The sequence below is a fragment of the Cellulomonas sp. NPDC057328 genome, from assembly GCF_042667215.1.
Lineage (GTDB): Bacteria > Actinomycetota > Actinomycetes > Actinomycetales > Cellulomonadaceae > Cellulomonas.
This window is the reverse complement of the sequence record NZ_JBHUZW010000044.1, coordinates 1-13,878: the sequence shown is the minus strand read 5'-3', so window position 1 is coordinate 13,878 and position 13,878 is coordinate 1. Positions and strand designations below refer to the sequence as shown.

The following is a 13,878-nucleotide window of genomic DNA, read 5'->3' as shown; positions in this document are numbered from 1 at the left end:
CGCACGCGCGGGAGCACGCCGCGACGCACCCCGTCGGACGCACGCTGGGCCGCCCGGGCGAATCCGATCGGCTGTTCTTGCTGCAACTTGCAGCAAGACGTTTACAGGTCGGGGGGTGCCCGCCTACGGTCGCGACGGCCCGGTCCGCGCACCGCTGCGCAGCCCCTCGTCGACGAAGGAGTCCACGTGCACCGCTCCCCCTCCCCCCGCCGCGCCCGCCGGGTCGCCGCCCCCGCCGTCGTCGTCTCGCTCGCCCTGCTGGCCGCGGCGTGCACCGGCGCGGCGCCCGGCACCGCGCCCGCGCGCGGGGCCGAGCGCATCACCGTGTGGACCGACGAGGACCGTCTGCCCACGTTCGAGGCCCTCGCGGCGGAGCACACCGCGGCGACCGGCGTCGAGGTCACGGTCGAGGGACGGGCCAACGACGAGCTGCGCCAGGCGTTCCTCGCGGGCGTCGGCTCCGGTCGAGGGCCGGACGTGCTGGTCGGTGCGCACGACTGGCTCGGCGAGCTCGTGGCGGCGGGCGCGGTCGTCCCCGTCGCGATCGGGGACCCGGAGGCCTTCGTGCCCGCGGCCGTGCAGGCCGTCGCGTACGGCGGCGAGACGTACGGCGTGCCGCTCTCGACCGAGAACGTGGCCCTCGTCCGCAACGACGGCCTCACGAGGCTCGACCCGGCGACGTTCGAGGAGGCCGTGGCCGAGGGCGAGCGCCTCGTCGCCGCGGGCCGCGCCGACCGCCCGCTCCTGCTCCAGCAGACCGAGGCCGCCAGCGACCCGTACCACCTGTACCCGCTGCAGACGTCGTTCGGGGTGCCGGTCTTCGCCACGGACGCGACCGGCTCCTACACCTCGGAGCTCGCGCTCGCCGGCGAGGGCGGGCACGCCTTCGCCTCGTACCTCGGCGACCTCGGCGACCGCGGCGTGCTCGACCCGGCCGTCGACGCCGACGTGGCGCGCGAGACGTTCGAGGCCGGGCGCGCGCCGTTCGTGGTCACGGGACCGTGGAACGTGCCCGCGTTCCTCGAGGCCGGGATCGACGTCACGGTCCTGCCCGTGCCGCCGGCCGGACCGCAGCCGGCCCAGCCGTTCGTCGGCGTGCAGGCGGCGTTCGTGTCGGCGACGACGCTGCGCGAGCCGCTCGCGCTCGCCTTCGTCGCGTCGCTCGCGGCCCCCGAGGTGCAGGCACGCATCGCCGAGGCCACGGGGCGCGCGCCGGCCGTGGCGGCCGCCGTCGCCACGTTCGCCGACGACCCGGTGCTGCAGGGCTTCTCCGCCGCCGGCGCCGAGGGCGCGCCGATGCCCGCGATCCCGCAGATGTCGGTGGTGTGGTCGTTCTGGGGCTCCGTCGAGCACCAGCTCGTCACGGGGTCCGGCGACCCGGCCGCGCTGTGGGACGGCATGGTCGCGGCCATCGAGGGCGCCGTCGCGGGCGCCTGACCCGACAGCCCGGGGGCCCGCGACGCGCCGTTCGCCACCGTTCGGGGATTGCGCTTCCCGCCGTGCGCGTGCCACCGTGGGTGAAGGAGACGAGAAACCGGTTTCTCACCACCTCCACCATCGACACGCTCGCCACCGAGACGAAGGAGTCCGGCATGCGCGCCGCCCCCGCACCGAGCCCCCATCCCCACGACGACCCCCACGACCACCCCCACGACCACCGCCACGAGACGGGCCGCCCCGCCCGACGGACCCGCCCGGCGGGCCGGCGCGCCGCCGTCGCGGCGCTGGCCGCCGCGGGCCTCGTCCTCCCGGTGACCGCCGCAGCGGCCACCCCCGCGCCCGGCACGGCGGGGCCCGCCGCAGCGGCGGGCGCGAGCGCCGCGGCCGCCGGCACGTCCGGCACCCCCGCCGCCCGCGACCTCGGCCGCGAGGTCCTCCCGGCGGGCGACGGGTGGGCGTCGTGGTCCGGCACGACCCGCCCGGACGGCCGCGTGGTCGAGGCCGCAGGCACCACCGGCGGCGCCGCCGCCGCGGCGTCCGAGGTCTACGTCGTCGACACGTGGACCGAGCTGCGCGACGCCCTCGCCGGACGCCCCGGCGGGTCGCAGACCGACGCACGCCGCAGCACCACGCCGCGGATCGTCTACGTGCGCGGCACGCTCGACGCCTTCACCACCGCCGACGGCACGCGCCTCACCTGCGACGACTTCGCCGCGCAGGTCACCGTCGCGGGCACCGGTGCGCCGTTCTCCATGGACGACTACGTCGCCCACTACGACCCCGCGGGCCCGTGGGGCCGGGAGGACCCGTCCGGCCCGCTCGAGGACGCCCGCGTGGCGGCGGCCGCCGTGCAGGCCCGCCAGACGCAGCAGCACGTCGGCTCGAACGTCACCATCGTCGGCGTCGGCCACGACGCCGGGATCGTCGGCGCCAACCTGCGGATCCGCGACGCGGCGAACGTCATCGTCCGCAACCTCACGCTGTCCGACGCGTACGACTGCTTCCCCCAGTGGGACCCGGGCGACGGGGACACGGGCAACTGGAACTCCGCGTACGACAACCTGTCGGTGTGGACGTCCACCAGCGTGTGGGCCGACCACCTCACCCTCGACGACGGCGAGCACCCGCCGGCCTCGCTGCCGACCGTGTACGGGCGCCCGTTCGAGGTGCACGACGGACTGCTCGACGTCACGCACGGGTCCGACCTCGTCACGGTGTCGTGGAGCCACTTCGACGACCACGACAAGACGAGCATCGTCGGGTCGTCCGACTCGCGGCTGCAGGACCGCGGCCAGCACCGCGTGACGTACCACCACAACCGGTGGACCGACGTCGGCCAGCGCGCCCCGCGCGTCCGGTTCGGCGACGTGCACGTCTACAACAACCTGTACGAGCAGACCCGGCCGGGCCTGTTCTCGTACTACTGGGGCGCCGGCATCGAGTCGAGCCTCGTCGCGGAGAACAACGCCGTCGAGCTCGCCGAGGGCGTCGACCCGGCGCGCGTCGTGGCGGAGTGGAAGGGCACACAGCTGCGCGAGACGGGCACGCTCGTGAACGGGGCGCCGGTCGACGTCGTGGCGGCGTTCAACGCGACGGCACCGCTGCCGCTCGCGGACACCGCCCGCTGGACGCCGGCCGACCACTACGACCCGGTCGTGCAGCCCACCGAGGAGGTCGCGGCGGCCGTCCGCGCCGGCGCCGGCGCGACGCTGCCGTCCGGCACGCCGGTGGCCACCGGGGCGCCGGACGCGCCGCGCGTGTCGCACGACAACGCGCACGGCACCGGCCTGCACGACGGCGACTACACCGTGACGTCGACGCTCTACTGGGGGCAGAACGCCACGGTCGTGCGGTTCTACGAGAACGACGTGCTGGTCGACGCGCAGTGGGTCGACGGCCGCTCCCCGCGCCGGCAGACCGCCACGCTCGACGTCACGGGCCGCACCAACGGCACCTACACGTACGTGGCCGAGGTGCTCAACCCGTGGGGCACGGCCCGCTCGGCGCCCTTGACCGTGACGGTCCGCGACGCGAGCCCGGGACGCCCGACGGTCACCGCCGGCCCCGTGCGCGACGGCGCCGTCACGGTGACGACGACGCTGTACTGGGGCACCAACGCGACGTCGTACGCGCTGCTCCTCGACGGCGTCGAGGTCGACCGCCAGGACCTCGTCGCCCGGACGCCGCGCCGCCAGGGGGCGACGACCACGCTGACGGGCCTGACGCCCGGCGAGCACACGGTCGTGGCACGCCTGACCAACGCCGCGGGCTCGACCGACAGCCAGCCGCTCCGGATCGTCGTGCGCGGCTGACCCCGCGACGCGCGAGCGCCCTGCCACCCCGGTGCCGACCGGGGAGGCGGGGCGCTCGTCGCGTCAGGCCCCGGACGGGCGACCGGCGTGCCCGGTGCCGACCGGCGGCGCCGTCAGACCGCGCGCGCGACGCCCTCCTCCGGACCGAGCGCGGCGGGCAGCCCGAACCGGGCGAACAGCTCGGCGCCGAACCACACGGTCACGTGCCGCACGCCGTCGGCGCCGAGCGTCACCTGCTGGAGCTGGAACGCGCGGTGCACGCCGTCGTCGCCGCGCATGTAGAGGCCGTACGCGGGCAGGCCGTTCGCGGCGGTCGGCACCAACCGCATGGACCCCGGCCCCGTCGCCGGGCACCACGTGGCGATGAGGTGGCCCACGGCGGCCGGCCCCTGGTACCAGCCGGGAAAGGGCGGCATCTCCCAGACGACGTCCGCCGCCAGCAGCTCCACGATCGCCGCGACGTCGTAGGCCTCGAACGCCGCCACGTACCGCGCCAGCAGGTCCCGGTGCCGCGGGTCCGTCGGCTCCAGCGGCGGCACGTCCTGCACGTTGGCCATGTGCGCGCGGGCGCGCTGCAGCGTCGAGTTCACCGCGGCGACGGACAGGTCGAGGGCGTCCGCGACCTCGGCGGCCGACCACGCCAGCACGTCGCGCAGCAGCAGCACCGCCCGCTGCTGCGCCGTCAGGTGCTGCAGCGCCGCGACGAACGCGAGCCGGACCGTCTCCCGGCCGACGGCCGACTCCGCGGGGTCGACGGGCGGCGACGACCACACCAGCCGGTCCGGCAGCGGCTCGAGCCACGGCACGCTCGTGTCCTCGCGCGGCTGGTCGCGGGGGTCGGCCGGCGGGGCGCCGACGCCGGTCGGCAGCGGGCGCCGCTTGCGCCCCTCGAGGTGCGTCAGGCACGTGTTGGTCGCGATGCGGAACATCCACGTCCGCAGCGACGAGCGGTTCTCGAACCCGCGCATCGCGCGCCAGGCGCGCAGGTACGTCTCCTGCAGCATGTCCTCCGCGTCGTGCACGGACCCGGTCATGCGGTAGCAGTGGGCGAGGATCTCGCGCCGCAGCGGTGCCAGGCGCGCGGTGAACTCCTCCTCGGACACGTCGGCACCCACGGCGCCGGGAGCACCCGGCGCGGTGGGGAGAGCCGTCGGCGAGGACTCCTGCGATGTGGTGGTGGTCACACGGCGACGCTAGCGGCGACCACCGACAGCCCGGAACCCCGTCGCGGGCCGGGCACCCGACGTCCGACCCGTGCGCGCGCCGGGCGCCGCCCGATGAGTCCGCGGCCGTGCGCGAGTCGGCACCGCTGACGCGACGGACGCACCGCGCGTCACCACCGGACGGCGCGCCCGCACCCCGCCCGGGCCGACCGCACCGAGGGAGCCACCCGTGGACCGCATGATCTTCGTCAACCTGCCGGTGACCGACCTCGCCTCCGCCCGGGCGTTCTACGAGGGCCTCGGTTTCGGGGTCAACGACATGTTCTCCGACGAGCACGTCGTCAGCGTCGTCGTGTCGGACACCATCTGCGTGATGCTCCTCGACCAGGAGCGCTTCGCGGCGTTCACGCCCCTGCCCGTGTCCGACGCCCGCTCGAGCACGCAGGTGCTGCACTGCCTCTCCGCGTCCTCGCGCGCCGAGGTCGACGACCTCGTCGCCCGTGCGCTGGCCGCCGGCGGCAGCGAGTTCCGTGGCGTCCAGGAGGACGGGCCGATGTACGGGCGCGCCGTCGCGGACCCGGACGGGCACGTGTGGGAGATCCTGCACATGGACCTCGTCGACGCCTGAGCAGGCCGGCGCCGCGGCGCCCGTGCCAGACTCCCCCGCATGCCCGCCGACGCCGCCCCCGACGCCGCGCCCGCCCACCCCGACGACCCGGCACCGGGCGCCCGGACGGCTCCCGGACCGGCGCGCTACGCGCCCGACGACCACCTCGGCGGACGCTCGCTCCTCGTGGCCGCCGCGTACGTGGTGCTGCGCCGGCGCGTCGACGGGCGCGACGAGGTGCTCCTCCAGCTGCGGCGCGGCACGGGGTACATGGACGGGTGCTGGGCCACGCTGGCCGGCCACGTCGACCCCGGCGAGAGCGTGCACGAGGCGGCGGTGCGCGAGGCTGCGGAGGAGGCCGGCGTCGTCGTCGCACCCGACGCGCTCGTGCCGCTCACGGCGCTGCACCGGTTCGAGCGCGGCGGTCCCGCCGTCGAGCAGCGGCTGGACGCGTTCTTCGAGGTCACGGACTGGTCGGGTGAGCCGGTGGCGCGCGAGCCGGACAAGACCGCGGCGATGGGGTGGTTCCCCCTCGACGCGCTGCCCGACCCGGTCGTCCCGCACGAGCGGCTCGTCCTCGACGCGCTCGCCGCCGGCGGCCCGCTGCCCGCGGTGCTGTCGCTGCCTTCCTGACCCGCCGCGACCGCCCGCGCCGGCGCACCCGCGCGTCCCACCACCGGCGGTGCCCCGCCGCCGCGCCCGGCCGCTACCGTGCGGCCATGCTCCCCGTCCCGACGCCCACCGTCTCGCGGGACGACCTCAGCGCGCTCGTGGCGGCGCGGTCCCCGCTCGTGGTGCTCGAGACCGACGACGAGGCGGGCGCCGTCGCGCTCGTGACCGCGTCGGCGGCGCGCGTGGCCGGGCCGCCGCGGCCGGTGTTCCGGTGGAGCGTCACCGAGGGCCTGTCGCGCGCCGACGTCCCCGGGGCGACGCCGCAGCGGCACAACGCCGAGGCGGTCGCCGTGCTGCGCTCGGTCGTCGACACGACCGTGCCCGGCGTCTACGTGCTGCTCGACCTGCACCCCTTCCTCGACGACCCCGTCGTGGTACGGCTGCTCAAGGACGCCGCGCAGGTGCCCGTCGCCCGGCGCAGCACGGTCGTGCTCGTGTCGCGGACGCTGCGGGTACCGCCCGACCTCGAGCACCTGGCCGTGCGCCTGCCGACCCGCCTGCCCACGGCCGAGGAGCGCGCGCGCATCGTCGACGACGTCGTCGCCGCGTGGGCCACCACGACCGGCACGCTGCCGCCCGTGGACCCGCACGCGCGCGACCTGCTCGTCGCGCGCCTGGCCGGGCTGTCCCACGGCGACGTCGCGCGCCTCGCCCACGGCGCCGTGGTGACCGACGGCGCGCTGACGATGCGCGACGTGCCCGAGGTGGAGCGCGCCCGCGTGGAGGCGCTCGCCGGGGACGGGATCCTGTCCTACGAGTACGCGACGGCGGCCCCGGAGGACGTCGTCGGGCTCGACGGCGTCCTGCGCTGGCTGCACGTGCGCCGCGCCGCGCTCGACGGCAGCGCCCCGCACCTGCCCGCGCCCCGCGGCATGCTCCTGCTCGGCGTGCAGGGGTGCGGCAAGTCGCTGGCCGCGCGCGCCGCCGCCGCCCTGCTCGGCGTGCCGCTGCTGCGCCTCGACCTGGCCGGCGTGCACGACAAGTACGTCGGCGAGTCCGAGCGGCGGCTGCGCGAGGCGCTCGCCGCGGCCGAGGCGCTGGCGCCGTGCGTGGTCTGGGTGGACGAGATCGAGAAGGCGCTCGCCTCGTCGGACGGCGACGGCGGGGCGTCGCGCCGCGTGCTGGGCACGCTGCTGTCGTGGCTCGCCGACCGGCGGACCCCCGTGTTCGTCGCGGCCACCGCCAACGACATCTCCGCGCTCCCGCCCGAGCTCGTGCGCAAGGGCCGGTTCGACGAGCTGTTCTTCGTCGACCTGCCCGACGCGCCGGCGCGCGCCGCCCTGGTCCGCCTGCACGCGCGCCGCCACGGCGCCGACCCGACGGACGCCGAGCTCACCGGCCTCGCCGCCGCGACGGAGGGGTTCTCCGGCGCGGAGATCGAGCAGGCCGTCGTGGCCGCGACCTACGCGGCCCACGCCCGGCGCGTGCCGCTGGACGCCGCCACGGTCCTCGCCGAGGTGCGCGCGACGCGGCCGCTCGCCGTCGTGATGCACGAGCGGGTCGCCGCCCTGCGCGCGTGGGCGGCCGGCCGGACGGTCCCCGCGCGCTGAGCGGTCCGGCTCGCGGGACGACGACGGCCCCGGCGCGGACGAGCCGCACCGGGGCCGGGACGCCGGACCGGACCGGTCAGCCGGTGTTCTGCAGGCCGGCGGCGACGCCGTTCACGGTGAGCAGGAGGAGCCGTCGCAGCTCGTCGGCCTGCTCGGGGGCGGCACCGGTGCGCAGGCCCCGCAGCGCGCGCAGCTGCAGGAGCGACAGGGCGTCCACGTACGGGCTGCGCAGCTGCACGGCCCGGCCGAGGATGCGGCGCCGGCCGAGGATCGCGTCCGACCCCGTCGTCGCGAGCACCCAGCGGCGGGTCAGCGCCATCTCGGTCAGCACCAGCTCGGCGAGGTCCTGCCGGTCGGCGAGCGCGAGGTAGCGGGCGGCGATCCGCTCGTCCGTCTTGGCGAGCGACATCTCGACGTTGTCGATGATCGTCGCGAAGAGCGGCCACTCGGCGTACGCCGTGCGCAGCTCCTCGAGGTCGCCCACGGCGTCGAGCGCCGTGCCGAGCCCGTACCAGCCCGCGAGGTTGATGCGGGCCTGCGACCAGGAGAACACCCACGGGATCGCCCGCAGGTCGTCGAGGGACGACACCGACAGCCCGCGGCGCGCCGGCCGCGAGCCGATCGGCAGGAGGCCGAGCTCCTCGAGCGGCGTCACCTCGGCGAACCACGCGGGGAAGCCCTCGGCGCGCACGAGCTGGTGGAACCGCTCGCGCGACGCCACGTCCAGCCGGCCGGCGAGGTCGGCGAACCGCGCCGCGGCGTCGTCGTTGCGCCGCACCACGCTCGGCGCGTCCGCGAGCAGCGTCGCGGCCGTGACCTGCTCGATGTGCCGGGTCGCGATGTCCGGGTCGCCGTACCGGGCGAAGATGACCTCGCCCTGCTCGGTCAGCTTGAACCGGCCGTCCACGGAGCCGGGCGGCTGCGCGAGCACGGCACGGTTGGCGGGGCCGCCGCCGCGCCCGAGGGCGCCGCCGCGCCCGTGGAAGAGCGTGAGGGCGATGTCGTGGCGGCGCGCCCAGTCGGCGATGCGGCGCTGCGCGTCGTCGAGGGCGAGCGTCGCGGAGACGGGGCCGACGTCCTTCGACGAGTCGGAGTAGCCGAGCATGACCTCGACGCGACGGCCGTTGGCGGCGAGCCGCTCCTGCACCCGCGGGTGCGCGAGGGCCGCCTCGAGGATGTCGACGCTGGCCTGCAGGTCGGCGAAGGTCTCGAAGAGCGGGATCGCGTCGATGACGGGCGCGTCGTCCGCGCCGCCGAACGCGAGCTCGGCGAGCCGGTAGACGGCCGCCAGGTGCTCGGGCGCCTGCGTGAACGACACGATGTAGCGCCGCGCGGCGGCGACGCCGAACCGGCGCTGCACGGCGCCGAGCGCCCGGAACGTGTCGAGGACCTCGACGGTCTGCGGCTGCAGGTCGCCGTCGACGCCGTTCGCCTCGATGTCGGCGAGGGCGGCGGCGTGCACCTGCGAGTGCTGGCGGACCTCGAGCTCGGCGAGGTGGAAGCCGAAGGTCTGCACCTGCCACAGCAGCCGCTGCAGGTCGCCGTAGGCGGCGCGCCGGGCGCCGGCGGCGACGAGCGAGTCCTGGACGACCCGCAGGTCGGCCTCGAGCTCCTCGGCGTTCGCGTAGGCGAGGTCCGCGTCGCGGCGCCGCGTGGCGGCGATGCGCTCGACCACGACCAGCATCGCGCGGTGGTGCGGCTCGTTGGGGGCGTCGTTCGCGGCGCGTGTCGCGATCGCCTCGTCGAGCGAGCGCTGGCGCTGCCACAGCGCGCCCAGCCCGGGCGACGGCGGCGTGCCGGCCCCGTCGAGCGTGAGCCCGGCCGCCGTCCGGCGCGCCGAGACCAGCAGCGCGTCGAGCGCGTGCTCCGACGCCGCGACCGCGGCCGCGCGGGTGACCTCGGCCGTCACGTTCGGGTTGCCGTCGCGGTCGCCGCCGATCCACGTGCCGAGCCGCGCGAACGGCTGCACGACCGGCGCCGTGGTGCCGGCGTCCGCCGCGAGGAGCCAGTCGTCGAGGCGCCGGTAGACCTGCGGCAGCACGTCCGCGAGCGTCGCGTCGACGATCGACAGGACGGTCTCGACCTCGTCGAGGACCGTCGGCTTCTCGGCGCGCAGCGGCGACGTGCGCCACAGCGTGTCGATCTCGGCGAGCAGCCGGCGCTCGTTCTCGGCGAGCGTCGTGCCGCCGATGTGCATCGTGTCGCGCTCGGCGACGAGCTCGGCCACGCGGCGGATCGAGCGGGCGACCGCGCGCCGGCGGGCCTCCGTGGGGTGCGCCGTGAACACGGGCCGGAACTCGAGCGCGGCGAGCCGCTCGCGCGCGGCCTCGGCGCCGATCTCCTCCTCCAGGCGCTGGTACGCCGCGGGGAGGGAGTCGTCGGGCGCCAGCTCGTGCGGCGCGAGGCGGGACTCGCGGTCGCGCAGCACGCGGACGCGGTGGTACTCCTCCGCCAGGTTCGCGAGGTGGAAGTAGCACGTGAACGCGCGGGCCACGTGCTCGGCACGCTCGGGCGAGAAGCCGGTCACGAGGCGCTCCGCCTCCGCCAGCGCGTCGCCGTCCGGCTCGCCGTGCGAGCGGATCGTCAGCTCGCGCAGCCGCTCGACGTCCGCCAGCAGGTCGTCCCCGCCGGCGTCGCGCAGCACACGCCCGAGCAGCTCACCGAGCAGCCGGACGTCGTTGCGCAGGGGCTCGGGGACCTCGTGGCTGGCCACGCCGCGCGGGACCTCGGTCGCGTTCTCCGCTGCACTCACGGCGCCCAAGGTAGACGACGCGGGGCCGCCGTCGCCCCCGCGCCCGCGCCGTGGGCACCGCGGACGCTGTCGCGCACGTCACAGCCGGTCGTCGGCGGTCCCGGCGTCGGGCACCTCGTCGCGGGCGGCCACGGCCCACGGGCGCCGGTACCGCCCGAGGGGGACCCCCGTCCGCTGCGCCGGCCGTGCGAGCCGGCGCGCACCGGTGCGCAGGGGCCGCCCGAGCAGCCCGCCGAGGCTCACGCCCGCGGCGAGCCCGAGCGCGACCATGGCGGCGCCCAGCAGCACGGGGCCGCCCTGCCCCGCGCCGCCCGCCTCGACGAGGTCGAAGAGCCCCCGGTAGATCGCCAGGCCGGGCAGCAGCGGCACGATGCCGCAGACGGAGGTGACGACCGGCGGCACCCGCAGGCGACCGCCGAACAGCTCGCCGCCGAGGCCGACGACGAGCGCGGCGCCGGCACCCGCGACCGCGGGTCCGGCGCCGACGGTCCCGAGGGCGGCCTGCACGACGAGCGCCAGCCCCCCGGCCCCCGCCGCGACGGCCGCGGCCCGGACGGGCGCGTACGACGCGAGCGCCCACGTGGCGGACACGACCGCGGCCGCCGCCGCGCGCACGCCGAGCGGCAGCACGTCGGTCGGCACCTCGACGACGTCGAGCGTCACGCCCAGCCGCTGCGCGACGTCGAGCACCGCGCCGATCCCGACGACGATGCCGAGCGTGAGGACGAGCACCTCGAACACGCGCCCGACGGCCGTCACGGGGAAGCCGTTGATGGCGTCCTCGGCCGCCCCCACGAGCGAGAGCCCCGCGAGGAGCACGACGATCCCCGACGCCACGACCAGCGAGGGTGGCAGCGTCGCCAGCTCGACCGGCAGCAGCGGCACCAGCACGAGCAGCGCCACCGCGACCGCCGTCGCGACCGCGGCCCCGGCCGCCTGCAGGAAGAACGGCGGGATGCCCCACCGGCCCAGACGGCGCAGCACGCGGTCGATGACGGCCGTGGTCGCACCCGCGAGCGCGGCGACCCACGCACCGCCGCCGAGCAGCACCGCGACGCCCGCGGCCATGACGGACAGCAGCACGGTGACGAGCCCACGGCGGTAGGGGTGCGGGTGCGCGACGATCGCGTCGAGCCGGTCGTGCGCCGCCTCCAGCCGGGCGGCGCGCGCGTCCGGCGCCTCGTCCGTGTCGACGCCGGGCGCCGCGGTGACGTCCTGCGCGAGGGAGATGACCTCGGTGAGGCGTCCGTAGTCGGCGGTGCGCGTCTCGACGACGCGGAGCACGGTGACGGGGCTGCCGTCCGGCCCGGGGTCGTGGTTGACGAGGATCGCCGTGAACGTGAGGTCGACCTCGCACGCGACGCCGAACGACCGGGCGACGCGGTGCACGGCGGTGGACGCGTCACCGGCGGAGGCGCCCAGCGAGAGCATCGCCTCCCCCGTGCGGACCGCCAGCTCGAGCACGGCCCGCACGAACCGCTCGTCGTAGCCGGCGCCGCGCGCACGCCGCCCGACCTGCACCGCGGGGGGCCCGCCGGCGGTCCGTCGGACGAGCCGCCGCAGGACGCCGCTCGCTCGCACGCCCCGAGGCTAACCCGGCGCGCGTGGTGCCCCCGCTCGTGGCGGCCGCCGCGGGCCCGTCCGTCGCGGCGCGGGCGGGTCCGGCGGCCGCACGCCCGGATGCGCGGCCGACCCGGCGCTGTGACGCTGGACGAGCACGACCGGTACGACGAGCACGACGGGAGCTGTCCGGGTGAGCCAGAGCACCACACCAGAGCACGCGGGGGCCGACGTGCCCCGACCGCGCTACGGCCGCGGGCCCGGGGGCATGCACCCGGCGGTGTACTGGCCGTCGCTGGCGGTGATCGCGGTCGTCGCCGGGCTGGCGATCGCGTTCCCGGCCGCGGCGGAGACGGCGATCGGCGCCATCCAGGAGAACGTCGTCGGCGCGTTCGGCTGGTACTACGTCCTGCTCGTCGCCGCGTGCGTCGCGTTCGCCCTCTGGGTGGGTCTCGGGCGCTGGGGGGACATCGTGCTCGGGGACGACGAGGCGACGCCGGAGTTCGGCATCGGCGCGTGGTTCTCGATGCTGTTCGCGGCCGGCATGGGCATCGGCCTCGTCTTCTGGGGCGTCGCGGAGCCGCTGACCCACTTCGCGTCGCCGAAGCCGGGTGTCGTCGGGTCGCCGGAGCGGCTCGCCGAGCAGGCGATGGCGCAGACGTACCTGCACTGGGGCGTGCACGCGTGGGCGATCTACGTCGTCGTCGGGCTCGCGCTCGCGTACGCGATCCACCGGCGCGGGCGCCCGGTGTCGATCCGGTGGGCCCTCGAGCCGCTTTTCGGCGACCGCGTCCGGGGCCGGCTGGGCGACGTGATCGACGTGACGGCCGTGGTCGGCACGGTGTTCGGCGTGGCGACGTCCCTCGGGCTGGGCGTGCTGCAGATCTCCGCCGGACTCGACCACGTCGGCGTGCTGACGCCGTCGACGGGGGTGCAGGTCGTCCTCATCGTCGTGATCACGCTCGCCGCGACGGCATCGGTGGTCTCCGGCCTCGACCGGGGCCTCAAGTGGCTGTCCAACGCGAACGTCACCATGGCCGGCGTGCTGCTCGTCGCGATCCTCCTCCTCGGGCCCACGCTGTTCCTGCTGCGCGAGTTCGTCCAGTCGATCGGCGTCTACCTCGCGAACGTCCTGCCCCTGACCTTCAACGTCAGCGCGTACGCGGGCGAGGCCGGCGAGGCGTGGCAGGCGGCGTGGACGACGTTCTACTGGGGCTGGTGGATCTCGTGGGCACCCTTCGTGGGCGTCTTCATCGCGCGCATCTCCCGCGGGCGCACCGTGCGGGAGTTCGTCGGCGGCGTCCTGCTGGTACCGACACTCATCACCTTCCTCTGGTTCTCCGTGCTCGGCGGCAGCGCGCTGTACCGCGAGCTGTTCGGCGACGGGGGGATGGTCCCGGCCGACGGCGTCGTCGTCCCCGAGAACGCGCTGTTCGACCTGCTCGGCGAGCTGCCGTGGGGCCCGGCCCTGTCGGTGCTGGCGATCGTCCTGGTCGCGCTGTTCTTCGTGACGTCGGCGGACTCCGGGTCGCTGGTCGTCGCGATGCTGGCGTCCGGCGGCGACCCCGCACCGCGGGTGGGAATCCGGGTGACGTGGGCGGTGCTGTCCGGCGTCCTCGCGATCGCCCTCCTCGTCGCCGGTGGGCTCGTCGCGCTGCAGACCGCCGCGATCCTCATCGCGCTGCCCTTCAGCGTCGTCATGGTGGGCATGGCCGTGGCCACCGCGCGCGCACTGCACGGCGAGCACGCGGAGATGCTGCGGGTGGAGCGCCGCCTCCGGCGCGCCCAGCTCGTGGAGCACGTGACCGAGCAGGTCACGGCG

The 13,878-nt window shown here is 76.5% G+C and carries 9 protein-coding genes; 6 read left to right on the top strand and 3 right to left on the bottom strand.

Annotation, left to right across the window (positions count from 1 at the left end; translation table 11 throughout):
* The first annotated feature begins 186 nt into the window (after positions 1–186).
* Positions 187–1,437: an extracellular solute-binding protein gene (locus ACFUMH_RS09945; protein WP_378204135.1), complete on the top strand. Its 1,251-nt coding sequence runs from the start codon at positions 187–189 to the stop codon at positions 1,435–1,437.
* Positions 1,438–1,499: 62 nt separating this feature from the next.
* A complete protein-coding gene (locus tag ACFUMH_RS09940) occupies positions 1,500–3,752 on the top strand; it encodes a polysaccharide lyase family 1 protein (RefSeq protein WP_378204132.1) in 2,253 nt (750 codons plus the stop codon).
* Between the two features lie 113 nt (positions 3,753–3,865).
* Here ACFUMH_RS09940 and ACFUMH_RS09935 read toward each other — a convergent pair whose 3' ends face one another.
* Positions 3,866–4,936 (bottom strand): sigma-70 family RNA polymerase sigma factor, encoded by a 1,071-nt coding sequence (locus ACFUMH_RS09935; RefSeq protein WP_378204129.1) that lies wholly within the window; start codon positions 4,934–4,936, stop codon positions 3,866–3,868.
* 217 nt (positions 4,937–5,153) lie between these two features.
* Between ACFUMH_RS09935 and ACFUMH_RS09930 the strand changes: the two genes are divergently transcribed.
* From ACFUMH_RS09930 to ACFUMH_RS09920, 3 genes are all read left to right on the top strand, one after another.
* Positions 5,154–5,543 carry a VOC family protein gene (locus ACFUMH_RS09930; RefSeq protein ID WP_378204179.1) on the top strand — a complete coding sequence of 130 codons (390 nt, stop codon included), beginning with the start codon at positions 5,154–5,156 and terminating at the stop codon, positions 5,541–5,543.
* 39 nt (positions 5,544–5,582) lie between these two features.
* Complete coding sequence (locus ACFUMH_RS09925; RefSeq protein WP_378204126.1) at positions 5,583–6,155, top strand: NUDIX domain-containing protein; 573 nt, start codon at positions 5,583–5,585, stop codon at positions 6,153–6,155.
* Between the two features lie 86 nt (positions 6,156–6,241).
* Positions 6,242–7,744, top strand: a complete 1,503-nt coding sequence (locus tag ACFUMH_RS09920; protein ID WP_378204123.1) for an AAA family ATPase — start codon at positions 6,242–6,244, stop codon at positions 7,742–7,744.
* Between the two features lie 76 nt (positions 7,745–7,820).
* Here the strand turns inward: ACFUMH_RS09920 and ACFUMH_RS09915 are convergent, their stop codons facing one another.
* The gene (locus tag ACFUMH_RS09915; protein ID WP_378204120.1) at positions 7,821–10,496 is read right to left on the bottom strand and encodes a phosphoenolpyruvate carboxylase; all 2,676 of its coding nucleotides are present in this window, start codon (positions 10,494–10,496) and stop codon (positions 7,821–7,823) included.
* A 78-nt stretch (positions 10,497–10,574) separates the two neighbouring features.
* Positions 10,575–12,077, bottom strand: coding sequence for a threonine/serine exporter ThrE family protein (locus tag ACFUMH_RS09910; protein ID WP_378204117.1), 1,503 nt, complete (start codon positions 12,075–12,077; stop codon positions 10,575–10,577).
* Between the two features lie 247 nt (positions 12,078–12,324).
* On the opposite strand from ACFUMH_RS09910, the gene ACFUMH_RS09905 reads away from it, so the two are divergent.
* Positions 12,325–13,878, top strand: a 1,554-nt coding sequence (locus tag ACFUMH_RS09905) for a BCCT family transporter (protein WP_378204176.1), incomplete at its 3' end; no start/stop codon positions are given.

Coding starts and splice junctions, on each gene's coding strand:
- ACFUMH_RS09925 (WP_378204126.1), top strand. CDS start 5,583: ATGCCCGCCGACGCCGCCCCCGACGCCGCGCCCGCCCACCCCGACGAC.
- ACFUMH_RS09920 (WP_378204123.1), top strand. CDS start 6,242: ATGCTCCCCGTCCCGACGCCCACCGTCTCGCGGGACGACCTCAGCGCG.
- ACFUMH_RS09930 (WP_378204179.1), top strand. CDS start 5,154: ATGATCTTCGTCAACCTGCCGGTGACCGACCTCGCCTCCGCCCGGGCG.